This is a genomic window from Pseudomonas sp. WS 5021 (assembly GCF_012985535.1).
GTDB lineage: Bacteria > Pseudomonadota > Gammaproteobacteria > Pseudomonadales > Pseudomonadaceae > Aquipseudomonas.
The window spans coordinates 580,987-603,148 of sequence record NZ_JAAQWP010000004.1 but is presented as its reverse complement, the minus strand read 5'-3'; the positions used below and the strand labels follow the sequence as shown (position 1 = coordinate 603,148).

The window sequence follows — 22,162 nt, the reverse complement described above, 5'->3', positions numbered from 1 at the left end:
CTAATGATGCCAATCAGAGCGTGCGCAATACGCGCTGCAAGCCGAGCAGCGCTGCCAGCAGCACGTCCCGCTGTTCGCGGCTCAGGGCGATGTAGCGGCGAAAGGCAGGCATGCGGTTGACCACCTCGCTGCCGCCCATGTGTTCCAGGCGCACGTGCCAGTGCCGAGCGTGCAATTCAATGTGCAGGCGCTTGAAATCCAGGGGCATCAATGCCTGGTGCAAGGCACTGTCCTGTTGCAAGCGCACCTGCAGCTGCCCCAGCAATGCACCCTCGCCCGAGCGTTGCCGGCAGCGGATCCCGGTACGTCGAACGGCCCCGCCATGGTGCAATTCAAAGCGTGCCGCGCCCTCTGTCGAGGCGGGCAGGCACAAGCTGAACTCGGTCATGACCAGGTGCATCAACAGCTGCGATTCGGTGCGCTCGCGGATTTCCAGGTGCAGGCTGCCATCGTCCAGGGCAGCCCGCGCCAAGGTCGGCGACACCTGCTCGAAACGCGCCAACCCCAAATTGCGCCGCAGTTGCCCCAGGGTGCGCCCCGGCTGATAGCCTGCTGGCGCCCGTTGTGCGCTGAACAGCTCAGACAGCTTTTGCCGCAGTGCTGACATAGCCGTTGTGAGAGTGACCCGGTTCATTGGCAAACTCCTTGGCCAGCACGTCTTCCACCGACGCCGGCGTGAATGGATTGACCTTCTGCACCACCAGGGTCCAGAACAGCGCATACACCGCAGTGCCGCCCAGCATCACGCCGAACGGGACATAAATATCCGCCGGGTCCATCCCCGGCGGTGTGATAAACCACATCCCCAGCAGGATGCCGGCGCTGGACAGCAGCTGCGGCAGCGGGAACCACGGCGAGCGGTAGGCCCGTGGCAAATCGGGGCGACGAATGCGCAGGATCACCACCGACACCGTGACCAACAGGTAAGCGAAACTCCACGCACACACCGCCGCCAGCACCAGGTGCATGATGTTGTCGGTGTTGCCGCCCAGGTACAGCGCGTGCAGGCAGGGAATCAGCATCGCCACCAGGATGCACAGCACCGGGGTCTTGAAGCGCGGGTGCAGGTAGGTGAACACCTTGGGCAACGCGCCATCCACCGCCATGCCGTAGAGAATCCTTGGCACGCCGGCCATCAAGGTATTGATGGTGGCGGCGCCGGCAAACAGAAAGCCGATCCCCAGCCACAGCGGCCCGACCTGCCCCATCACCTGCTCGGCAAAGCGTGGAATGGCCATGGGCGTATCCAGCAAATGCACGCCGCTGGCCGCGTCCAGCACTACGTTTTGCACCTGGCGCTTCATGGCCGCACCGTAGATGAACATGCACGTCGCCACCCCCATCAGGCCGAGCATCATCGCCCGCGGCATGACCTTGGCCGACTGGCGCAGGTCCGGCGCCAGCGGGGTGACGAATTCGCAGCCGACAAACATGAACATCGCCATGCCCACCAGGGACAACACCGTCACCAGGTCGCTGCCCACCATGGACTGGCCAAACCAGCCGTCCAGTTGTACCGCTGGCGCGGCGATCAGGCCGAGCACGCCAAACACCATCAAGGTGGTCCACATGCCGAAAGTGAGGATGATCTCGGCGCGGCCAAAGGCACTGACGCCAAACACATTGAGCAGGCCGAACACCAGCACGAAGCCCACCCCCAGCAACCAGGAGCCACCGGCGGATTCGGCCAGGGTATTGAGGTGTTCAAAGTTCACCAGGGCCATGACCCCGGCCAGGATGGTTTCGGCGGTGCCGGCAAACACGTGCACGATCAAATAGGCCGACAAGGTGCCGGTGATCGCAAAAAAACGCCCCATGCCGCAATTGATGTAGTCGTACACCGAGCCGGTGGTGGGCAGTATCGAGGCGGCCTCGGCGAAGGTCGTGGCCTGGGCCAGCATCATCACCACGGCAATCAGCATGGCCAGCGCAAACGCGCTGCCGCCGATGCCAAAGCCCATGGTCGCGGTAAGGATCACCGGGCTTGCCATGATCAGGCCAATGGTGCTGGCCAATGCGGTGGGGAAACCCACCGTACCCCGGTTCAGGTGCGCGGTGAGTCTGTCATTGATCGACATGGTGCAGATCCTCGAAAGGGATTTTTTAGAAGTGTTTGCACTGTGCGCCCCGCCCAACCTGATCGTCTTGCCCCTGGCTGCCGCCGGTTTTGTTGCTCCCTGCCAAGGCCTGCGGCCTGGCGGCCAGGATCAATTGCCTGGCACGCAGGTGAAAGACTTGCGCCGCCGACGCTCGCCCTAATGCGCCCTCAACTTAACCCTTGGGGACTATAACAATGGAGCACACACTAAAAACCCGCCACCTGCGCCCGGCTGTCGGCCTGGGTCTTGCGCTGTTGATCGGCCAACCGGCGGCCCAGGCGATTGAACTGTATGCCGACGACGACACCACCGTCACCGGCAACTTCCTGGCCGTTTACGGCATGTTCAATAGCCGCAAGAACTACGAAGGCAGCCAGGGCGGTTCGACCTGGCGTGAAGGCTTCATCAAGTACGGCTTGAGCATCGACCAGACCCTGGCTGGCCTGGGCAGTGTGTACGGCACCGCCAACCTGGTGAGCTCCGGCACCTGGGGCGATGGCGATGCCTCCCGCGTGACCGACGGCAGCGAGCGCACCACCAAGTTCGAGGAAGCCTTTGCCGGCTGGCGCTCCGGGGACCTGTTGCCAGCACTGGGCAAGGATGGCCTGGACCTGTCGTACGGGCGCCAGATCATTACCGTGGGCGACGGCTTTATCATCAACGACGACGGCCCGAACCTGGGCAATGGCGTGGCCGACGGTCAGTTCGACCGTGGCGGTGCCTATTACATCGCGGCCCGGCATGCCTTCGACAAGGCAGCCGTGGTACGCCTGGGCGGCAAGGACGGCCTGCATGGCAGCCTGATGTGGATCGAGTCCGACAACCGCGCCCAGGCCCTGACCGAAATGGCTATCGGCACCCTGGAGTACAGCGCTGCGCCAGGCACCCTGGGCCTGACCTACCTGCATGGCATCGATGTGGATGAGCGCTTTGCCAACGACCTGCAAAAGCAACGCAAGGGCATGAATCTCTACAGCCTGCGCGGCACCGGCAACGCCGGGATCGACAACGCGCACTTCTCGTTCGAGTACGCCTGGCAAGACAAAGACCCCGGCCCGGAAAAAGCCTGGTACGCCGAGGCCGGCTACACCTTCGCCGACCTGCCCTGGTCGCCGGACCTGACCTACCGTTATGCGCGCTACTCGAAAAACTGGGACGCGCTGTTCGCTGGCTTCAATCGAGGGTTTGGCACCTGGGTCCAGGGCGAAGTGGCGGGCAACTACTCCGGGCCCTACAACAGCAACACCTCGGTGCAGCACGTGGCGCTCAAGGTCAAGCCGCTGGACAACCTGACCCTCGGCGCGCTGTTCTTCGACTACCAGACCGTCAGCAAGCGCAACATGCTCGACCTCGATGGCCGCGAGCTGGACCTGTATGCCGAATGGGCGGTGAACGAGCACCTGATCATCACGCCATTGATTGGCCTGTACCAACCGGACAAGGACCAGGACACCGGCGGCAACCAGGTCGGTGGCAACGGCACCAACGTCTATAGCCAGTTGGTGGTGGCGGTGCCGTTCTAAGACGTGGGTTGCCCCTGAACCACCGCACTTCCCCTGTAGGAGCGGGCTTGCCCGCGATAGCGGTAGTTCATCCGCCGAATGTATCGACTGACACTCAGCCATCGCGGGCAAGCCCGCTCCTACAGGGGATCCGCGCTTAACTGAATGGCATAAGGCCGGCCCGCTCCCACAGGGGCATGGCAGCCACAGACATACGCCCCGGCAGGCACAGTCAAGCTCTAGCTACCCGCGTTGGTTAGCCTCGGGTTTTCCTTTCTGATCAGGAACACCCCCATGAGCGATATCGCGCTGCTGCCCACCGTCGAAGCCTTCTTGCGTCGAGACCACGGCCTGTTTATCGACGGTGGCTACGTCCCCAGCCAGTCCAGCCATACCCTGGAGGTGATCAACCCAGCCACCGGCCAGGCCATCGCCACGGTCGCCGATGCGCAAGCCAGTGATATCGAGCGGGCCGTGGCCTCGGCGCGGCGCGGCTTCAAACAGTGGTCGCAGACCGCTCCGGCGGTCCGTGGCAATGTGCTGCTCAAACTCGCCGACCTGCTGGAGCGCAACCGCGAGGAACTGGCGCAGATCGAGACCTGCCAGTCAGGCAAGATCATCCAGATTTCCCGCGCCTTTGAAGTGGACCAGGCCGCGCATTTTTTGCGTTATTACGCGGGCTGGGCAACCAAGATCAGCGGCCAGACCCTCACCCCGTCACTGCCCTCGTTTGCCGGCGAGCGCTACAGCGCCTTCACCCTGCGCGAACCGGTGGGCGTGGTGGTGGGCATCGTGCCGTGGAATTTCTCGACCATGATCGCCATCTGGAAACTCGCCTCGGCCCTGGTGACCGGTTGCAGCATCATCATCAAGCCCAGCGAATTCACGCCGCTGACCCTGCTGCGCATTGCCGAACTGGCGGTGCAAGCCGGCCTGCCCGCTGGGGTACTGAACGTGCTGACCGGCGGCGGCCAGGTGGGCAAGGGGCTGATCGAACACCCAGGCACTGACAAGGTGTCGTTCACCGGCTCGGTGCCCACCGGCATTGCGGTCGGCCGCGCGGCCATGGGCGCCGGCCTGACGCGCGCGACCCTGGAGTTGGGTGGCAAGAACGCGGCGGCGTTCCTGCGCGATGTGAAGCTGGAAACCGCCGTCAACGGCATTATCGAAGCGGGTTTCCTGCACTCGGGGCAAATCTGCGCGGCGGCCGAGCGGTTTTTCGTCCACCGCTCGCAGATCAACCCGGTCATGGAAGCCCTGGCCCAGCGTTTGAGCCGCCTGAATATCGGCTCGCCACTGGATGAGCGCACCGAGTTTGGCCCGGTTACCCATCGCCAGCACCAATTGAAGCTGGAAGGTTTTTTTGCCACCGCCCGCGCCGAAAACAACACGATCATCCACGGCGGCCAACCGATGGAGCGGCCCGGTTGCTATGTGCAACCCACGATCATTCTCGCCAACAGCATCAACGACACGCTGCTCACCGAAGAAACCTTCGGCCCCATCGCCACGTTCCTGCCCTACGACGACGAGGACGAGTTGCTGGCGTTGATGAACCATACCGCCAGCGGCCTCAGCGCCAGCCTGTGGACCAACGACCTGGGCAAGGCCCTGCGCATGGTCCCGGCGATCAACGCCGGCACGGTGTGGGTGAACATGCACACCCTGCTCGACCCCGCCGTGCCGTTCGGTGGCAACAAGTCCTCGGGGATTGGCCGGGAGTTCGGCAGCGCCTTTATCGAGGACTACACCGAGCTCAAGTCGGTGATGATGCGTTACTGATCACTGCGGGATCAGCGCCTCCGCCTCGATCTCGATCAACCATTCAGGCAGCGACAAGCCGCTGACGATGATCCACGACGAGGGCGGCGGGTTTTCGGGAAACCGCTCGCGCAACGCGGCAGCGATAGGCTCCTGCTGATCGCGGGCGGACTCGACGATATACAGGCGCAGCATGATCACATGGGACAGATCGCCCTCGGCCGCCGCCAGGACTTTTTCGATATTGTCCAGGGCGGTCGCGGTCTGTTCGGCGATGCCAGGGCCGACGGTACGCTCGTCAGCGTCCACGCCCACCTGGCCGGACAGCAGAATCCGCCGACCATCGCGCACTTCCATGGCCTGGCTGAAACCGTATTGCAGGGAGTTGAAGACGGTCGGAGGGTTGAGGGTTTTTCGCTGCATGACGACTCCTTGTTATCTGTAGGAAACAAGGCTACCCCAAGGGTTTTGCCAACTCCTGGAGAAACTGCACATTTCAACATCCAGAAACAGAACGCCTTGCAATCAACTGTGCAAGGGCCGCGCCCAAGACATGCCTGCAGACCTCATCACCACGACTCCCAACCTTAAAGCGCGCAAGGTTCGTGCAAGCAGATCGTGCCCGGTCACTTGCTGATGCGGGCGTGCCAACCTGGCGAGGCTAACGCCCCTGGCTGAGCATCTGCAGGGTATAGCGCAAGGACGCCGGCAACATCGGCCCATGCCCCAACCCGGCAAAGGTCAGGTGGCGCACCTGTAGCCCATCCACCTGATGCAGTGTGCCCAGCAGCGCCTTGAATGCCGTGTCACTGGCCTCTTTGGCCGGCGCCGCGGCGGCCGGGCTGGCCGGTTCCTGGTCGCCACGCATCAGCAGCAAGCGGGGCTGGCTGCCCCGCAGGCGTTGCGCCAGGCCGTGGGCCTCTGCCGTCACCACCCCTCGGTTCCACCACAACGAAGGGCTCGCCGCCGCGTAGTCATCAAAGGCATGCGGGCGTGTCATCAACGCATGCAGCACCAGCAAACCACCGTAGGAGTGGCCCCACAGCAATTGCCGCTGCGGGGTGATGCCCAGGCGCTGATTGACCAGCGGACGAATGTTCTGCGTTAGCAAGTCAAGAAACACATCCGCACCGCCACTGGGCACCGCAGTCAACGGGTCCCGTTGTTCCACGGCGCTGCCGACGCTTGGCGTGTAGTCAAAGGTGCGCGCCGTGCGCTCGATCCGCAGTGGCGTGGCATAGCCCACGGCAACCAGCACCGGCGGCGCCACACTGTGCGCCAGTTGCTCCAGGCCCTGGTGGTCCAGCGCGGCCATCGCGGCGTTGCCATCGAGCAAGTACGCCACCGGGGTGGCCGCACTCACGGCAGGCGGCTGCCCCAGCCAGATCCGGTAATGGCGCGCGCCATCGGCCGAATCCAGCTCCAGGGTGCTGAAGCTATAGGCGCTGGCTTCGCGCAACACCTTCGCATCCATCAACTGGTCCGGCGCAGGCCGGGCAACGGCGGCCTGGGCGATCAACAGCAGCGCCAGGCTGATTAAGCGCCCCATCAGAAGGATGCCGTCAGGCTGGTGTACAAGGTACGGCCGGACTGGTTATAGGTCGCGGCCCCCGCCCCTTCGATATTGGCCACGCCCTGGGCGTTGCCTTCACGCCACAGGCGTTTGTCGAATAGGTTATCGACGCCGGCCGTCAGACTCAGGTTCTTGCTCAAAGCGTACGTTCCGCTGACGCCGGCGATGGCATAGGGCGACAGCTGGTTATTGCCCGAACCCGTCACGCGGTTGCCGTGGTAATCGTATTTTTTCGGGGTTTGCTTGCCGTACCAGGCCACGCTCATTTGCAAGGACAGGTCATCTGTGGCCTGCCAGTCGAGCATCGAGTTCAGGGTGTACTTGGGCGCGACGGACAGCACATCGCCGGTCTGCTTGTTTTTCGATTGCAGCATGTAGGTGAAGTTGTTGGTCCAGTTCAACTGTTCGGTCAGTGGCAGGGCCAGGGTGCCTTCCAGCCCTTCGACCAGAGCCTTGGGCACGTTCTCCCAGCGGAAGATGCTGGCGTTGGCCGTGCTGCCGGTGCCGCCGCTGGCGTTGCCGACCGGGGTCAGGCCCGACTCGATTTTGTTTTTGTAGTCATTACGAAAGTACGTCAGGCCGGCCACGACCCCGTCATTGCGGTACTCGATCCCCAGCTCCTTGTTGACGCTGGTTTCGGCGTCCAGCTCGGCGTTGCCTTGCAGGTAGCAACTGGTGGTCTGCCCGTAGCAACCCTGGCCGTTGCTGTACAGCAGGTAGTTGGGGTTGAGCTGGTAGAGGTTGGGCGCCTTGTAGGAGCGGGCGATCCCGGCTTTCAGGGTCAGGGTGTCGGTGAGCACCTGAGACAGGTTCAGCGACGGGCTCCAGTTGTCGCCCACGATGTCGTGGTGATCCAGGCGCAGGCCGGGGGTCAGGCGTGTGCCGGGGCGCAGTTCGATATTGTCCTCGACAAATACCGAGAAGATCCGCGCCGAGGACGAGCTGCTGCGGTTGGTCCCGGCAAGCCCGGCGACGTTGCCGCCGGCAGTGGTGGTTTGCCCGTTGGAACTTGGGTCATCGAGTTGCTGCTCGACCCACTCGGTGCCCACGGTCAGCACCTGGTCCACCCCGGCATGCAACGGCAGACTGACTTCGCCATGGGCGGTCAGGTCGCGCAACACCGTGGTGTTGAAATTGCTGCTGGAGAAGATCCCTTCGGTACCGCCCGCCAGGCCCTCGCTGATCCGGCTGTTGCGGGTCTTTTCGTATTGCAGGTAGGCCAGGCTGGTGCCCAGCTCCCAGTCGCCGCGATGGGTCACGGCGTAGGTCTCGCGGTACAGCACATTGGTCTCGTGGCCGAGCAGTTTTTTCACGTTGGCGTTGCTGTTGGTGTTCTGCGTATCGCCGGTATAAATGTTGCCCTGGCGGCTGAAACCGGCTTCCAGGTCGAGGGTTTGTTCGGGCGTGATCTTCCAGCTCAACAGGCCGTTGATGTCCTTGTTGCGCACCCCTTCGCGCCCCGCAGGCAAGGTGCCGATCTGGTTCCCGGTGCGTCTGGATTCATGGCCGCTGTTGATATCGGCGTCGTCGGCATTGGTTTTCGCCACATTGCCGTACACCCGGTAGCTGAGGGTGTCGGTGAGCGGGCCGTTCAGGCCGAAGTTCATGCGCTCGGTCTCGCCTTCGGCGCTGTGCTGGGCGAAGTTGTGATAGATCGTCGCCGAGCCGTGGGTCTCGGTGCCGGGTTGCTGGGTGATGATGTTCACCACGCCACCGGCGGCGCCGTTACCGTAACGGGCGGCAGCCGGGCCACGGATGACCTCGATACGCTCGACCTGGTCGGCCGGCACCCAGTTGCTGTCGCCACGGCTGTCACGCTCGCCGCGCCAGCCATAGCGCACGGAGTTGCGGCTGCCCACCGGCTTGCCATCGATCAGGATCAGGGTGTTTTCCGGGCCCATGCCACGGATATCGATCTGCCGGTTGTTGCCTCGCTGGCCGCTGCTGGAGTTGCCCGTGAGGTTGACGCCGGGCATGGTGCGGATGATGTCCGACAGGTCGTTGGCCGGTGGGCGCTTCTTGATGTCTTCGGCGGTGATGATCGACACACCGGGCGCCTGCTTGATCTCTTCCTGCGCCGTGCCCAGGACGGTCTGGGTTTGCAGTTCAAGACGCGCAGGGGTCTCGGGCTCGGCAGCAAAGCCGCTGGCGGGCAGCAGGCTGCAAATACTCAGGGCAAGCAGGGACAGGGGCGGCAGGCGGTGCATGAGGTATCTCCGAAACGTCAAGCCCACCGATAGCGGTAGGCCAGCAAAGATCGCAGATGATAATCAGATGCAATTGCGAGTAAAGAACATTAACTTTCTAAACATTTGCCGCCGCCACCCGCAGGTTCATGCGCAAACCCTGCGTGCCGTGGCTGGCCCATAACTGCCCGCCCTGCAACTGCAGGGCGCGGCGGGCAATGCTCAAGCCCAGGCCAAAACCAGTGCCGGGTGCGCCGTCCAGGCGCAGGTAGGGTTCAAAAATCCGCTCCAGATCGGCTTCATCGACGCCCGGGCCCTGGTCCTCGACGGTCAACAGCCACGTATCCCCTTCACGCTCGCCGCTCAAGCGGATGACACCCCCTGGAGGTGAATGGCGGATGGCGTTGCGCAAGATGTTTTCCAGGGCCTGGGCGAAACTGTTGAGATGGACCCTGATTTCACAATCACCGTCGACTTCGCACACCAGCGCCTGCAATGGCCAGTCCGTTTCGAAATGCGCGTCCTGCACCAGCGCTTCCCACACCGAGGCCACCCGCACGTCCTCAGACTGCAACCGGGGCTTTTCGGTATCCAGCCAGGCCAGGTTGAGGGAGTCATCCACCAGGCGCCGCATCTCCTCGACTTCCCGCGCCAGCCGTTGCTCCAACTGCTGGCGCGCCAGGCCGCTTTCGCTGGCGATTTTCAAACGGGCCAAGGGCGTGCGGATTTCATGGGACAGGGTGCGCAGCAGTTGGCGTTGCTGCTGCAGGCTCTGGCGCAGGCGTTCGGCCATGTGCTCGTAGGCTCGCGCCAACTCACCCAGCTCATCGCCGCGTCGGGTCACCGAACTGCTGGCCAGCGGCGCCAGGTCACCGGCACTCAGGGCGTTCGCGCGCTCGCGCAATTCGTTCAATGGCAACACCAGGTGGCGATACAGCAACAGCCCCAGGCCCAAGGCCAACACCACCGGCACCACGCCGTGGGTAAACAGGTGCGTCCAAGGCGTGAGCCCCGGTGGCAGCAAGCGCTCGGGCAACTGCATGACCAAACGGCCGCGCTCCGGGTGCTGGGGGAAGGCGATGCTGACATAGGGCAGTTCATCCTCCAGACGCTTGCTCATGGGCCAACTGGGCTTGCGCATAAAGGTCAGGTGACTGACTTCGGCCGCCGTCAGCGGTTGGGTGCCGAGGCTTTGCAGGAACGGATCGAGCACGCCGACCCAGGTCTGCTCGCGCTGTTGCAGGGCGAGTCGCCATTGCTCCACGGCCTGGGCATCGCCGGCGGCGGCCACCTCTTCGGCCTGGGCGGCATAGGCGCTCAGGGCATCGCGGTCGGGTTGTTCAAGAAAGTAGGTACTGCGCTCGACCTGCAAGCCCCAGCCCCACACCAACCACACCAGCAGCAGGCAGAAACACACTTGCAGCAGTGCCATTTTCCACAGCAGTGGGTGCCGGCGCTGCATCAGCTCAAGCCTTCGCACAGCAACACATACCCCTGATGCCGCACCGCTTCGATGCGCACCCCTTGCAGGTTGATCGCCGCGAGCTTGCGCCGCACATTGCACACATGCACATCCAGGCCGCGATCCAGCCGGGTATAGGCGCGGTGCAACACATGCTGGTACAGGAACGCCTTGGACAAGGGTTCGCCGGCGTGTTCATGCAGGGTGCACAGCAAGCGGAACTCCGAACCGGTCAGGCCTGCCGGGCAGCCGTTGAACATGAGATCCCGGGCGCCTGCATCCAGGTCCAGCAATGGCGGCCTGCTGGCGGGTGCGCCGCGATCAAGTGCCACACGCCGCAGCAACGCGTCGATACGCACATCCAGTTCGGCGAGGCTGAAAGGCTTGGGCAGGTAGTCGTCCGCGCCCTGGCTGAAACCGGTGATGCGATCCTGCTCGGCGCCCAGTGCCGACATCAGAATCACCGGCGTACCCCGCTCGCTGCGCAAGCGCGCCAGTACTTTCAGGCCGTTTTCGTTGGGCAGCATGATATCCAGCAGGACCAGCTCGACCGCTGGATCCAGGGCCAAACTCAAGCCTTCATCGCCACGATGAGCACTGCTCAAAATGAAGCCGCGCCGGCTCAGATGGCTACAAAGGTGGGCGCACAGTTCGACGTCATCCTCGATGACCAGGATGCGTGCGGAAGAAGATGGTTTAGGTAGTGGATGATAACTGTTCACAATTAGGCCAGTTTCTCATCCGGAGAAACATTGCGCAACGAACGTTGCGTGTTGAGCTGTTTGGGCGCGGATTATCAATATTTTGAAGAAACTGAATCCGTGGAACCTGGGCTTTTTCAGTTAAACACCAACAATCAAGCTATCTCCTCGTTAGGTCACTTCACCGGATGCAGGAGAATCATCATGTCCAAAGCCACCGTCAGCCAGTTCATGCACACCCTCCATCAACGTCTCACCGAGTTGTGGGATACCTGTGCCCGCGCAGGGGGCGCTCGCTCATGACCCGCTTGCTGCTGGGCGCCGCCATGCTGGCACTGCTTGCCGGATGCGCCACCGTCAAACAGCCCGAGCTGGACGTTGCGGTCCAAAGCTCCGAGCAGATCTGGAACGCCGTAGCGCACTACAGCGGCCGCACGTTTCTCTCTGGGCCACGCTGGACCGGGACCCAGGGGCCACAACTGACGGCAATCGACCAAAATGGCCAGCGCGCTGCCTATCCAAGCGGTGCCTGGAACAGCTGGGCACCAGGGCGGGATGCTGCCAACGTCTTCGTGAACATCAATGCCCTGCGCCTGGAAGGCGACAAACTGTGGGTCGTGGACACCGGCTCGCCCGAGTTCGGCGGCAACCCCGTCAGCCAGGGTGCGAAACTGGTGTGTATCGACCTGCGTACCAACCAGGTGGTTCGCACCTACTTCTTCGGGCCGGATATCGCCATGGCGGGCAGCTACGTGGATGACGTCCGCTTCAGCGCCGGTAAGGCCTTCCTCACCGATGCGGGCAATGCCGGCATTATTGTCGTCGACCTGGAGACCGGCGCGGCCCGGCGCGTGCTGGACCAACACACCTCAGTGGTCGCCCGGCCTGACCGGGACTTGATCCTCAGCAACCAGGTGGTCAAGGCCCCCGACGGCCAACCCCTGCGCGTCAACGCCGACCCGCTGGAAGTCAGCATTGACGGCGTCTGGCTGTATTACGGCGCGCTGCAAGGCCCGTGGTTCAAGGTGCGGATCCAAGACCTTACGAACCCGGCCCTGCCCCCGGAACAACTGGCTGCACGGGTGGAGTTCTTTGCCGACATCCCGGCAACCGGCGGGTCGGTCATGGATGCACAGGGCAACCTGTACTTTTCCGACCTGGCCCACGACGCCATGCGGGTACGCCGACCTGACGGACAGATCGACACCCTGATCGTGGACGAGCGCCTGCATTGGGTTGATGCACCCTTCCTGGACAAGGATGGGACGTTGTGGCTACCCACCCCACAGATGGACCGGGTAGCGCTGTTCAACAAGGGTAAATCCCTGGTGCAGTGGCCAGTGGCGGTTTATCGCTTATCGACACAGCGCTGATCGCCTAGCGCTTTCACATCCCTTTCACAGTCGGGCGCCTAGGGTGGTCCCAGCTCCTAGTGAAACCCTTTAAGCCCGCACTCCCCATCGCGGGCTTTTCTTTGTCTGGGGTTCGGCTGGCAACGAGGTGCATCCTCCTTGCCAGCACGCCGGCGAGAGCCAATACCCTCAGCCGACCTCAAAACCTAAACACATACGTCGTAATCAAGCGCGTTTCCGTATAGTCCGGCCCCGCCGTGCTGCCGTTGCCGTAGCGGGTCTTGACGTCGTAACGGCGCCACTCCACACCCAGGTTTTTGAAAGTGCCGTCCTGCACCACATAGCCAAGGCCCAGCCAGCGTTCGCTTTCAACGTTCTGGTCCAGGGCATTGTTGCCACGGTCGATGCCTGTTCCACGGAAGTAGCGGGTCTTGAACTTCAACCCGGGGATGCCCATTGCCACGAAGTTGTAGTCATAACTCACCGACCAGGAACTTTCATTGGGCTTGACGTAAGACACCACGGACCAGTTCACCAGGTACGGCTGGGGGGCGTAGCCGTTGATGGTGGGGAAGCCGCTTTCACCGAGCATGCGCTGGTAGGCGACGCCAAAGGTATGGCCGCCTTTTTTCAAGGCGGTCATCAGGCCATAGGAGCGGTTGTCGATTTTTCCGTACAGCGCCTTGCCGTCTTCCTGGTTATCGAAATAACGCAGGTCACTTTTCAACGCATAGCCACCCCCCAGGTCGAGGTCATGGCTCAGGCCGAAGTATTGCTGCTGGTAGATATCTTCCAACTGGCCGTAGAAATACGTCGCGGATAACTGCGGGGTCAGCGCATAAGTGGCACCGGCAAAATTCAGGCCGTCGCTGCGGCGTTTTATATCCGGGCCATTAAACAGGTACATCTTTTCACGGTCGGAAGACTCCCGCGAACTGATCTGGTTGAAACGCCCGGCGGTCAGTGTCCACTTATCAATGTCCTTGGACTCGATACTAACCCCATTAAAGGTGGTCACCAATTGCCGGGTATCGTCGTAATACGCCACCGGCAACGTCGGACGGTGTTCGCCCAACTTCAACTCGGTCTTCGAATAGCGGACTTTTGCCGCGAATGCCGCGCGCCCGTAATCCTGCACCGGTTCGCCACGGCTGTCGTCGTAGGGGATCACCGAGTCCGGCCCACGCCCGCCGCCGCCGTCCAGGCGGTACGCGTACTGCCCGTAGAGATCGAGAGCAAACTGTACGGGGCCTTCGGTGTAGCCAGAGGCGGCCTTGAAGTCGAAACCCTGGGTCCAACTGCCGACCCGGGATTTGGGGGCGTCAGTCTGGTGAAAGTCCCGGTCCAGGTAAAAGTTACGCAGGCCCAGGCTGATTTGCCGATCGTTGATAAAGTCTGCCTGGGCAAACAGCGGCGTCAGGCAGCCCAGCAGGCCGACGAACACGCAGTCGCGGCCCATTCTATTTTCAAGAGGCATCGGTGGTTCCTTTATATGCGCGCAAAACATTTGAGTGGGGCAGATCACTAATGGGCAGTTAATCCGCAGTCTTATTTTTATAACCACTTGCTGCAAAAAGACGCACGCGTGCGGGGCACGCTTATTGTTGTTTTAGAGAACCGGACAAGTTGCCTGGCAACTATCAGGAGGCGGCCTTCGATGCGTCCCCCAGGCGATGATAGGCACGATTGAAATACACCAGGCCTTCCTGGCTTTCGCCATTGCAGATACCCAGCACCTCACAGTAGAAAATCGTATGCGAACCCACCTCGTGGGCCTGGGCGATGCGGCAATCGAAACTCACCAGCGACTCCTGCAGAATCGGCGCGCCACTTTCAAGGGTCAGCCACTGGGCACAGGCAAAACGCTGCTCGGTATTCATGTCGCGGTTGGCGAACACCCCGCAAATCGCCTGGTGATCGGCCGTCAGCACGTTGACGCTCAACACGCCGTTGCTCTTGAAACTGATATTGGATGTCGACGCCCGGTTCATGCACACCAGCAGTGTCGGCGGCTGGTCCGTGACGCTGCACACCGCAGAAGCCGTAAAGCCGAAGCGCCCGGCCGCACCATCGGTGGCGATCACCGATACGGCGCCGCCGAGCAATGCCATTGCATTGCGAAAACCTGTTGTATCTACCATGGTCTTGCCCTCCGCCGATTCAGATGTCCAGCACCAGTTTTTTCGATTTAGCCCGCGAGCAACACACCAGGATCTGGTCGTTGGCGGCCTTTTCGTCGTCGGTGAGGTAGACATCCCGATGGTCGGGCTCACCTTCCAGCACATCGCACAGGCACGTCCCGCACACCCCCTGCTCGCAGGAAATTTCAATCTTGATGCCGACACTGGCCAGGGCATCGAGGATGCTCTGCCCTTCCAGCACCTGCACCTGCTTGCCGCTGCGCGCGGCGACCACTTCAAAGCCCTGGCCGCTGCTATCGACTTCGACCTGGAAGTACTCTCGATGGATATGGTCCTGGGCATGTCCGGCCTTGACCGCCTCACTGATCACCCAGTCCATGAAGCCGGCCGGCCCGCAGACATAGACGTGCACCCCCGCACCGGGCACCCCGAGCACCGCTTGCAAATCAAGGCGCTGCCCCTGGTCCTCGTCATCGAAATGGGTGTGGACCCGCGACGCGAATGCCGCGTGCTGCAGCTCGTCGATAAAGCCGCAGAGGCTGCGCGAACGCGCGCAATAGTGCAGCTGGAACTCACGCCCCTGGGCCTGCAAGGCATACGCCATGGCCACCATGGGCGTGATGCCGATGCCGCCGCCGATCAGGATCGAGCGTTGCGCATCGGCCGCCAGGGGAAACAGGTTGCGCGGCGCGCTGATCTGCACCACCTGGCCTTCCAGCAGTTGCTCGTGCACCGCCAGGGAGCCGCCGCGCGAACCCGGGTCTTTCAGTACGCCCAAGCGGTAGACCTGGGGGTTGGCCGGGTCGCCGCACAGCGAGTACTGGCGGATCAGGCCCGGTTGCAGGTGAATATCCACATGGGCCCCGGCCTCGAAGGCCGGCAAGGCCTGGCCATCCGGGTCGGCCAGGTCGAGGACCACCACCCCCTGCCCCTGTTCCTGGCGCTTTTGCACCACCACTTTCAATAATGTTTGCACGCTCATATCGGCTCGTTCCGCTGGTTATTATTGGCCAAGGCCGATCACGGTCGGCCCGTTGTCGCGTCAGCGCATAAACAGCCCACCGTTGACGTCCCAGGTCGCGCCTGTGACGAAATAGGCATCTTGTTCTGCCAGTTGCACCACCAGGCGGCCGATGTAATCGGCGCTGCCCAGGCGCTTTACCGGGATTGCCTCAAGCAATTGCTCCATGCGCTCGGGCGCGACCACCGCATGCACCGCTGGCGAGTCGATCGGCCCCGGGGCGATGGCATTGACCGTCACCCCACGCGCCGCCAGCTCCTTGGCGAAGATCTTGGTCAAGGTGATGATCGCGCCCTTGGACGCCGCGTAATGCCCACCGGTAGCGGTCCCGCCGTTCTGCCCGGCCAGGGACGCCATATTGATGATCCGCCCATAGCCCCGGTCGGCCAGGTACGCCCCCAGCACCTGGCATCCGAGAAAGGTGCCGCGCTGGTTGATGTTGGTGACCCGCTCGAACTCCTCGGGGCTGATCTGCATCAACGGCGTGGCCAGGGTCATGGCCGCATTGTTGACCACCACATGCAGGGCGCCGAAACGCTGGACAGTCGCCGCCAGCGCCTGCTCGAAGTCGGCCTTGCAGCCCACGTCCAGACGCAGCGCCAGGACGCGCTCGCCGCTCGGATCCAGGCGTCGGGCAGCGGCATTTGCCGCCACCAGGGACAGGTCGCTGAGCACCATCGCGTACCCCGCTGCGTACAACTGGGCAGCGATGGCATACCCCAGGCCCTGGGCGGCACCCGTCACTAAGGCTATCTGTGTCATGCCGGCGCCCTCACAGGATGTAACCGATACCGGCGAGGGTGTCGGTGGAGTTGATCAGGTGAATCAGCTTGCGCTGGATCTTGAAACTGTCGCCGTCACGCAGCAGCTCGAACGTGATATCGGCGGTGTAGTGCTTGAGCACATCCTTGCGGCATTCACGCAGGTTCTGCGCACAGCGCACAGTGACGGTGGCGCCGTCATCGGCAAGCAGGCGAAACCGCGACAGCGTGCGCACGGTACGCGCCCGTGGCGTGGTGGAAATCGACTCGCCGCTGGTCAGGCGCGTGACCCGCAACTGGCGCATGTGATGGTCGTCATAGGCATAGTTGAGGGTGTTTTCAAAGTCGGTTTCCAAGGGGTCGATGGGGATGATGTAGGTTGCACCCTCGGTCCACAGCGCCAGCCATGCCTGGAACTCACCGTGATCGAGCATGTCCGCTTCTTGCCAGATAAAGGCGCTGGCCTGGTTGAGCAGTTGTACGTTGATCATCACTGGGTCTCCTGGGCCGACATCATTTTTTTCCACTGCTGATAGCCGGCGCGCATGCCGGTTTCGGCGCTGACATCACTGACCAGGCCATCGGCGCTGGCCTGCTCGCCAGCCAGGCCGCGATTGAGCATGACCCACAGGTCGGTACCCGCGCTGGCGCCCTTCTGCACCCGCTCCCACGCCTCGGAATCGTCCGGCGTGCCAAACCCCATCGGGCCCTGGAAGTGCTCATGCAGGCGCAAGCGGTAACGGTTGGCGACCGCCGGGCCGCCGTCCATGGTGATCACCGCGTGGTGGATCTCGGTCTCGTCCACGGCAATCGGTTGCAGCACCCGGAAGAACGCCATCGAGCACGCAATGTTGGGGAACAGATTGAGGTTGAACCCCGAGCCGCCCACCGCGCGGACAATGCGGCGCACCGCCTGCTCGTCATGCCCTTCTTCGCGCAATTGCCCGGCGAGTTCCTCGAAACGCGCCGGGATCGGCAACTCAAGGTTGGCTTCCAGATCGATCAAGTCCGGGATCATCACCATCACGCTATGGCCGTTGCCCAGGTCTTCGACGTAGCCGCTGCCGCCGACGAAATTGAGCATCTCTTCAGTCTGCTTATCCACCGACGACAGGAACGACTTGTGTACCAACGGGAAGTGGTAGGCGTCGGTGGTGTTTTCCAGCTGGATTTTCCAGTTGCCGGGGAAACGGAATCGGTGTTCGCCAGCGACCTTGATCGGGTAGCCACCGCCCTGCTTCATAAACAGGTCGATCCATTTCCTGGCCGCGCCGAGAAACTCCTCCAGCGGCTCGATGGCATCGTTGAAGGTGGCGAAAATCATCCCGGCGTATTGCTCGACCCGCAGGCTCACCAGCGGGTGTTCACCCTTGTCCAGCATGTCGGCGTAGCTCTCCGGGTGGGGCACGCCGCGCAGCGAACCATCGAGGGCGTAGCTCCAGCCGTGGTAGGGGCAGACGAAGCTGTTGGTCTTGCCCTTTTTGTGCTCGCACACCGTCGCGGCGCGATGACGGCAGCGGTTGAGCAGCACATGGATCGCCTGCTTGCGGTCACGTACCACAATCACCGGCTGCTTGCCGACGTAGGTGGTCTTGTAGCTGCCGGCGTCGGGAATTTCGCTGACGTGCCCGACCCAGATCCAGGTCTTGTAGAAAATCTTCTCCAGCTCCTGGTCGAAGACTTGGGCATCGGTGTACAGCGACGTGTGCACACGGTCCGACAGGACGCGTTCGGAGGGGTAACTCTCAAGGTTCACGGCTTGAATCAGGTTATTCACGATGTCTCCTCGTCGACCCGCCGGGCCGACTTACTTGAATGCGGGTTTCACTCACCCGGCTTATGGGGCACCGGCAACCGGGCGCTGTGGTTCCACAGGCTCACGGGGCGGCTGAACAGGTTCTCGGTCTGGAAACGGGCGATGCGCCACTGGCCGTCGTTACGCTCGAAGGTCACGCTCAGGCGCGCACTGTTCAAATGGGACGCGCCACTGGCAAAGGTCGAGGCCTGCAACATCACCCAGGAACCACTGGCCCGCTGGCCCTGCACGTCAATCTGTTCGCCGGTCAGGAAGTGCACGTTGAGGGCAAAGTGCGCGGGCTCGACCATGTAGGTGGCAAACATCCCGCGAATGGCAGCACGCCCGTGGTAGCCGCCAAAGGCCTCCTGGTACTTGCTGCCCTTGCCTTCCCAGATCGCCTTGGGGGTGAACAGCCCCGCCAGTTCATCCAGCGGCGAGTGGGCGCCCAGGTCATCGCACAGCTGCATATAGCGGTTCATGCAGGCACGGATGGCGTTGGCGCTTTCCAGGGCTTCCAGGCGTTGCGCCAGGGCTTCGAGGTGTTCGTTCATGGCCGGGCCTCAGCGCTGGATAATCAGTTCGCGGCCGGTGCGGGCCTCGACCTTGCAGTACTTCCACAGCTTGTAGGTGCCATCACCCACCGGGGTGCTGCGAAACAGGTTGCAGGCCGCATGCACGCTGGCAATGTCCGGCACGTCGGCCAACAGGTAGGTGGTCCAGGGGTAGCCGGTGGACGGGCCGACCATGCTCTGGTCATCGTCCATGTTGCCGAACACCTTGACGCCCGGCAGGTCATGGATGCCATTCCACATCTGGCTGAATGCAGCCCACACCTGCAGTTGCTCGTCCCGTGGGGCGTCGAAGAAATTCTGGTTGATGCCCATGCAAAACAGCACGCGCAAGGCTTTGGTATCGCTCATTGCAGTCACCTTTTTGTTGAAAATTGAACGTCACAGATAGCCGGGCAACGGCTTGTTGCCGAAGAAAATCGCGCCGGCGCTTTGGTAAGTCATGTCGCCCATAAAGGCGTGCTGGGTGATGACCTGGGCATCGTTGACGAAGCGCGACAGCGGGCTGCTGCGGTACACCCCGCTCATCCCCGAGAGCATCTGCGCGGTGCGCGCAACATCTGCGGCCACCCGAGTCGCATGGGTCGACGACAGGCGCAGCAGGTTGGTTTGCGCCACCGACACCGGGTCGCCGGCCAGGATGCTGCTCCAGGCGTCATCGATGGCCTGGTAGAACCAGGCCCGGGCCGAGAGCAAGGCCGCCTCGGCCTTGGCCACTTCTACCTGGGCCAGGGGCCGGTCAGACAAGGACGGCGCGCCGGTCACCGAAATGCGCCCGTTGGCCATGCCGCTGAGTTCATCCAGCGCAGCCCGCGCCACACCCAGCCCGACCACCGACAACACCTGGGTGGCGAACGACAGCGACGGGTAGCGAAACAGCGGTTCGGTCAGGCTCGACGGCCCGCCGCGCACAAAAGTCCACTCCTCGGGCACCACCACGCCCTCGACCACCAGGTCGTGGCTGCCGGTGCCGATCAAGCCGGTAACGTCCCAGGTCTGCTCGATGCGCACCTTGTCCCGGGGCATCACCGCCATGCGTGGCAGGCCGAGCATGTCGCCGTTTTTCGGCGCGATGCCGACCCCGATCAACGAGGCACCCATGCACCCGCTGGAGAACTTCCAGCGCCCGTTGACCTCAAGGCCCCCGTCGACAAACGCGGCCGGTTGCGGCGGGAAGATCCCCCCGGCGAACACCACGTCCGGGCCGTTGGCGTAGACCTGCTCGATACTCGCCAGGGGCAACGCCGAGAGGTACACCAGGCTCATGCCGAAACTCGCCACCCAGCCGGCGGAGCCGTCAGCGTGGGCGATATCCTCGACCATCTGGCAGAACTGCGCCGGCGAACACTCTTCCCCGCCAAAACGCTTGGGCACCAGGGCGCGGTACACCCCAAGTGTGCGAAAGCGCTCGATGATGTCCTGGCTGATGTGTTTTTGCTGGTCGAACTCACCGCTGCGCGCGCGCCGACGGATGTCGTCCAGCAGTTGCTGGAAGTCGTCACCGCCGACGATCGACAGGTCGGACCTCGGACTTTGTGCACGAAGTGCAGTCATGGAATACCTCCAAAAATAATCAGGCTGATTGTTGTTCTAGGCGTTGCGAAATCATCAGGGCCACCGCGCACAGCAAGGCGTCCTGACCTTTGCCAGCGATCAGTTGCAGGCCCACCGGCAAGCCATTCGGGCCTTGCAGCGGCAGGCTCAGGGCCGGGTGGCCAGAGAGGTTGAATGGGCGCACTAGGCTGGTCATGCCGATGGCAGCGCGGGTGTCCGCCGCTTGCGCCACCGCCAGGGGGTAATCGGGCAGGGTAGGCAAGGCCAGGATCGGGTGCTGCGCCAGGACCGCATCCACCTCACGGGTAAATGCCTGGCGTACCTGTTCGGCCTGCTGCAGTTCGTCGTCGCCGGTCAAGCCCGCAGCTTGCACGCGCGCGGCGATATCCGCGCCCAGCAGGCCGCCGGGCAACAGGTGCCCGCAGGCGTTCCAGGTCTCACGGTTGATCACCGCCAGGCCTGCGTCGTAGGCCGCCTGCATGCCGGGCAGCGGCGTTGGGTGCAGGGCAAAACCGCTGCGGGCCAATGCTTGGTCGAGGGTTTGCAGGATCTGCGGATGCGCCGCGACCGGCACTACGCCAATGCTGAGGTCGGCTGGACAGGCCTGGGCAACGAACCCCGGGTCGATGACCTGCATGGCCGCAATCAACAGCGCCATGCTGGCGGCAAACGGGCCAACGCAATCGAGGCTGGAAACGCTGGGCATCACCCCCGCTCGGCTGATCCGTCCATAGGTCGGCTTGAGGCCAAACACCCCGCAACAGGCGGCGGGCACACGCACCGACCCACCGGTGTCGGTCCCCAGGGCGAAGTCCACCAGCCCCGCCGCGACCGCCGCCGCCGAACCACTGGAGGAGCCGCCAGGAATGTAGCCGGGGTACAGCGGGTTGTCGGCGGTGCCGCTCCAGTGATTGATCCCGGTGGTGCCAAAGGCCAGTTCATGCAGGCTGGTCTTGCCGAGAATCCGGCAGTCGCCCGCGAGCAGGGCCCTGACCACTGCGGCATGTTCCTGCGCCGGCGCAGCATGCTCCAGGGCCCGGCTGCCAGCACGGGTTGCATAGCCTGCGATGTCGATCGTGTCCTTGACCATCACCGACAGACCATTACCTCCCAAAGCCAAATGCTCGACGACGATGGTCATGTTCCCCTCCCGCTCAATATGGCGACGCCGGTGCGTCGCTTGCCAGTGGACTGGGCAGGTAAACCCTGCCCAACGCTTAAATCTAAAATCATAATATTTACGTGAAATGTCAATTGATTTGTCTATTTAAAATTATGGGTATTTTCGGTGCACATTTTTTACGGGATGCACTGGAGCCGTGCATTTCGGTAACACTCTGAAAATCGGTAAATTCAATATGAAAAAATAAATAAACCGTTATATTTCATGTAGTTACTTAAATACAAAGACGACAATCACGATTTCCTTCTGTTTACCTGAGGTGCAGAAAATCTAGAAAATTACGCAGAAACGAAAAGTTACCGATTGTTTTATCTATGAAAAAACTAGCAAAAAATGGCTGATTTATTAGGTGTTTTTTCTATAAAAAACTCAGAAAAAAATGGCGAAAGAACCGCGAGCTAGCGCCTTCGCCCAACACCCGCTTGTGCCCCCCTTCAGGCCACAAACTCTTCGGCCACCGGCCGCGGCAAATCCTGCTTCACACAGCCACCGCAGATTT

22 protein-coding genes are annotated in these 22,162 nt (G+C 62.4%); 5 read left to right on the top strand and 17 right to left on the bottom strand.

Translation table 11 applies throughout. From position 1 onward, the window contains the following. Window positions 1-13: 13 nt before the first annotated feature. Together HBO19_RS16320 and HBO19_RS16315 are read right to left on the bottom strand one after the other, a co-directional pair. The gene (locus HBO19_RS16320) at window positions 14-634 is read right to left on the bottom strand and encodes a DUF3156 family protein (RefSeq protein WP_170043510.1); all 621 of its coding nucleotides are present in this window, start codon (window positions 632-634) and stop codon (window positions 14-16) included. Continuing rightward, a complete protein-coding gene (locus tag HBO19_RS16315) occupies window positions 579-2,078 on the bottom strand; it encodes an APC family permease (protein WP_170043509.1) in 1,500 nt (499 codons plus the stop codon). Before HBO19_RS16315 ends, HBO19_RS16320 begins: the two co-directional genes overlap by 56 nt. On the opposite strand from HBO19_RS16315, the gene HBO19_RS16310 reads away from it, so the two are divergent. The 3 genes from HBO19_RS16310 to HBO19_RS16300 all read left to right on the top strand — a co-directional run bounded on the left by HBO19_RS16310 (window position 2,056) and on the right by HBO19_RS16300 (window position 5,383). Next, window positions 2,056-2,259, top strand: a complete 204-nt coding sequence (locus HBO19_RS16310; protein WP_346266499.1) for a hypothetical protein — start codon at window positions 2,056-2,058, stop codon at window positions 2,257-2,259. The genes HBO19_RS16315 and HBO19_RS16310 overlap by 23 nt on opposite strands. A gap of 34 nt (window positions 2,260-2,293) precedes the next feature. After that, window positions 2,294-3,622, top strand: coding sequence for an alginate export family protein (locus HBO19_RS16305; protein ID WP_169956088.1), 1,329 nt, complete (start codon window positions 2,294-2,296; stop codon window positions 3,620-3,622). Window positions 3,623-3,895: 273 nt separating this feature from the next. Beyond that, the gene (locus HBO19_RS16300) at window positions 3,896-5,383 is read left to right on the top strand and encodes an aldehyde dehydrogenase family protein (RefSeq protein WP_169956086.1); all 1,488 of its coding nucleotides are present in this window, start codon (window positions 3,896-3,898) and stop codon (window positions 5,381-5,383) included. Here HBO19_RS16300 and HBO19_RS16295 read toward each other — a convergent pair whose 3' ends face one another. The 5 genes from HBO19_RS16295 to HBO19_RS16275 all read right to left on the bottom strand — a co-directional run bounded on the left by HBO19_RS16295 (window position 5,384) and on the right by HBO19_RS16275 (window position 11,305). Further along, entirely contained in the window at window positions 5,384-5,785 is a 402-nt protein-coding gene (locus HBO19_RS16295; RefSeq protein ID WP_169956084.1) for a Rid family hydrolase, read from the bottom strand. Window positions 5,786-6,023: 238 nt separating this feature from the next. Beyond that, window positions 6,024-6,911 (bottom strand): alpha/beta hydrolase-fold protein, encoded by an 888-nt coding sequence (locus HBO19_RS16290; RefSeq protein ID WP_169956082.1) that lies wholly within the window; start codon window positions 6,909-6,911, stop codon window positions 6,024-6,026. Then, window positions 6,911-9,142, bottom strand: coding sequence for a TonB-dependent siderophore receptor (locus HBO19_RS16285; protein ID WP_169956080.1), 2,232 nt, complete (start codon window positions 9,140-9,142; stop codon window positions 6,911-6,913). The genes HBO19_RS16290 and HBO19_RS16285 overlap by 1 nt, the downstream gene beginning before the upstream one ends. A gap of 97 nt (window positions 9,143-9,239) precedes the next feature. Then, entirely contained in the window at window positions 9,240-10,583 is a 1,344-nt protein-coding gene (locus tag HBO19_RS16280) for a sensor histidine kinase (RefSeq protein WP_170057852.1), read from the bottom strand. Next, the gene (locus tag HBO19_RS16275; RefSeq protein ID WP_170057851.1) at window positions 10,583-11,305 is read right to left on the bottom strand and encodes a response regulator transcription factor; all 723 of its coding nucleotides are present in this window, start codon (window positions 11,303-11,305) and stop codon (window positions 10,583-10,585) included. The genes HBO19_RS16280 and HBO19_RS16275 overlap by 1 nt, the downstream gene beginning before the upstream one ends. Before the next feature lie 30 nt (window positions 11,306-11,335). On the opposite strand from HBO19_RS16275, the gene HBO19_RS16270 reads away from it, so the two are divergent. After that, window positions 11,336-11,587, top strand: a complete 252-nt coding sequence (locus HBO19_RS16270) for a hypothetical protein (RefSeq protein ID WP_170057850.1) — start codon at window positions 11,336-11,338, stop codon at window positions 11,585-11,587. Beyond that, on the top strand, window positions 11,584-12,657 hold the full coding sequence (locus tag HBO19_RS16265; protein ID WP_170057849.1) for an L-dopachrome tautomerase-related protein: 1,074 nt from the start codon (window positions 11,584-11,586) through the stop codon (window positions 12,655-12,657). The genes HBO19_RS16270 and HBO19_RS16265 overlap by 4 nt, the downstream gene beginning before the upstream one ends. A 178-nt stretch (window positions 12,658-12,835) precedes the next feature. Here HBO19_RS16265 and HBO19_RS16260 read toward each other — a convergent pair whose 3' ends face one another. From HBO19_RS16260 to HBO19_RS16215, 10 genes are all read right to left on the bottom strand, one after another. After that, entirely contained in the window at window positions 12,836-14,113 is a 1,278-nt protein-coding gene (locus tag HBO19_RS16260) for an OprD family porin (RefSeq protein WP_170057848.1), read from the bottom strand. Between the two features lie 163 nt (window positions 14,114-14,276). Continuing rightward, window positions 14,277-14,777 carry a flavin reductase gene (locus tag HBO19_RS16255; RefSeq protein ID WP_170043503.1) on the bottom strand — a complete coding sequence of 167 codons (501 nt, stop codon included), beginning with the start codon at window positions 14,775-14,777 and terminating at the stop codon, window positions 14,277-14,279. A gap of 19 nt (window positions 14,778-14,796) precedes the next feature. Further along, window positions 14,797-15,759 (bottom strand): PDR/VanB family oxidoreductase, encoded by a 963-nt coding sequence (locus HBO19_RS16250; RefSeq protein WP_170043502.1) that lies wholly within the window; start codon window positions 15,757-15,759, stop codon window positions 14,797-14,799. Window positions 15,760-15,819: 60 nt separating this feature from the next. Beyond that, a complete protein-coding gene (locus HBO19_RS16245; RefSeq protein ID WP_170043501.1) occupies window positions 15,820-16,560 on the bottom strand; it encodes an SDR family NAD(P)-dependent oxidoreductase in 741 nt (246 codons plus the stop codon). A 10-nt stretch (window positions 16,561-16,570) separates the two neighbouring features. Further along, entirely contained in the window at window positions 16,571-17,047 is a 477-nt protein-coding gene (locus HBO19_RS16240) for an aromatic-ring-hydroxylating dioxygenase subunit beta (RefSeq protein WP_170043546.1), read from the bottom strand. A 2-nt stretch (window positions 17,048-17,049) separates the two neighbouring features. Further along, complete coding sequence (locus tag HBO19_RS16235) at window positions 17,050-18,336, bottom strand: aromatic ring-hydroxylating dioxygenase subunit alpha (RefSeq protein ID WP_170043500.1); 1,287 nt, start codon at window positions 18,334-18,336, stop codon at window positions 17,050-17,052. Window positions 18,337-18,383: 47 nt separating this feature from the next. Further along, on the bottom strand, window positions 18,384-18,908 hold the full coding sequence (locus HBO19_RS16230) for a nuclear transport factor 2 family protein (protein ID WP_170043499.1): 525 nt from the start codon (window positions 18,906-18,908) through the stop codon (window positions 18,384-18,386). Window positions 18,909-18,917: 9 nt separating this feature from the next. Further along, entirely contained in the window at window positions 18,918-19,277 is a 360-nt protein-coding gene (locus tag HBO19_RS16225; protein ID WP_005787259.1) for a hypothetical protein, read from the bottom strand. Between the two features lie 30 nt (window positions 19,278-19,307). Continuing rightward, window positions 19,308-20,480 carry an acyl-CoA dehydrogenase family protein gene (locus HBO19_RS16220; RefSeq protein WP_170043498.1) on the bottom strand — a complete coding sequence of 391 codons (1,173 nt, stop codon included), beginning with the start codon at window positions 20,478-20,480 and terminating at the stop codon, window positions 19,308-19,310. Window positions 20,481-20,499: 19 nt separating this feature from the next. Beyond that, the gene (locus HBO19_RS16215; RefSeq protein ID WP_170057847.1) at window positions 20,500-21,621 is read right to left on the bottom strand and encodes an amidase; all 1,122 of its coding nucleotides are present in this window, start codon (window positions 21,619-21,621) and stop codon (window positions 20,500-20,502) included. Window positions 21,622-22,162 lie beyond the last annotated feature (541 nt).

Bases quoted from the DNA above. Each gene is read 5' to 3' on its own strand.
- HBO19_RS16215 (WP_170057847.1), bottom strand. From the start codon at position 21,621: ATGACCATCGTCGTCGAGCATTTGGCTTTGGGAGGTAATGGTCTGTCG.
- HBO19_RS16230 (WP_170043499.1), bottom strand. From the start codon at position 18,908: ATGAACGAACACCTCGAAGCCCTGGCGCAACGCCTGGAAGCCCTGGAA.
- HBO19_RS16255 (WP_170043503.1), bottom strand. From the start codon at position 14,777: ATGGTAGATACAACAGGTTTTCGCAATGCAATGGCATTGCTCGGCGGC.
- HBO19_RS16280 (WP_170057852.1), bottom strand. From the start codon at position 10,583: ATGCAGCGCCGGCACCCACTGCTGTGGAAAATGGCACTGCTGCAAGTG.
- HBO19_RS16285 (WP_169956080.1), bottom strand. From the start codon at position 9,142: ATGCACCGCCTGCCGCCCCTGTCCCTGCTTGCCCTGAGTATTTGCAGC.
- HBO19_RS16250 (WP_170043502.1), bottom strand. From the start codon at position 15,759: ATGAGCGTGCAAACATTATTGAAAGTGGTGGTGCAAAAGCGCCAGGAA.
- HBO19_RS16245 (WP_170043501.1), bottom strand. From the start codon at position 16,560: ATGACACAGATAGCCTTAGTGACGGGTGCCGCCCAGGGCCTGGGGTAT.
- HBO19_RS16315 (WP_170043509.1), bottom strand. From the start codon at position 2,078: ATGTCGATCAATGACAGACTCACCGCGCACCTGAACCGGGGTACGGTG.
- HBO19_RS16300 (WP_169956086.1), top strand. From the start codon at position 3,896: ATGAGCGATATCGCGCTGCTGCCCACCGTCGAAGCCTTCTTGCGTCGA.
- HBO19_RS16295 (WP_169956084.1), bottom strand. From the start codon at position 5,785: ATGCAGCGAAAAACCCTCAACCCTCCGACCGTCTTCAACTCCCTGCAA.
- HBO19_RS16265 (WP_170057849.1), top strand. From the start codon at position 11,584: ATGACCCGCTTGCTGCTGGGCGCCGCCATGCTGGCACTGCTTGCCGGA.
- HBO19_RS16225 (WP_005787259.1), bottom strand. From the start codon at position 19,277: ATGAGCGATACCAAAGCCTTGCGCGTGCTGTTTTGCATGGGCATCAAC.
- HBO19_RS16305 (WP_169956088.1), top strand. From the start codon at position 2,294: ATGGAGCACACACTAAAAACCCGCCACCTGCGCCCGGCTGTCGGCCTG.
- HBO19_RS16260 (WP_170057848.1), bottom strand. From the start codon at position 14,113: ATGCCTCTTGAAAATAGAATGGGCCGCGACTGCGTGTTCGTCGGCCTG.
- HBO19_RS16320 (WP_170043510.1), bottom strand. From the start codon at position 634: ATGAACCGGGTCACTCTCACAACGGCTATGTCAGCACTGCGGCAAAAG.
- HBO19_RS16220 (WP_170043498.1), bottom strand. From the start codon at position 20,480: ATGACTGCACTTCGTGCACAAAGTCCGAGGTCCGACCTGTCGATCGTC.
- HBO19_RS16290 (WP_169956082.1), bottom strand. From the start codon at position 6,911: ATGGGGCGCTTAATCAGCCTGGCGCTGCTGTTGATCGCCCAGGCCGCC.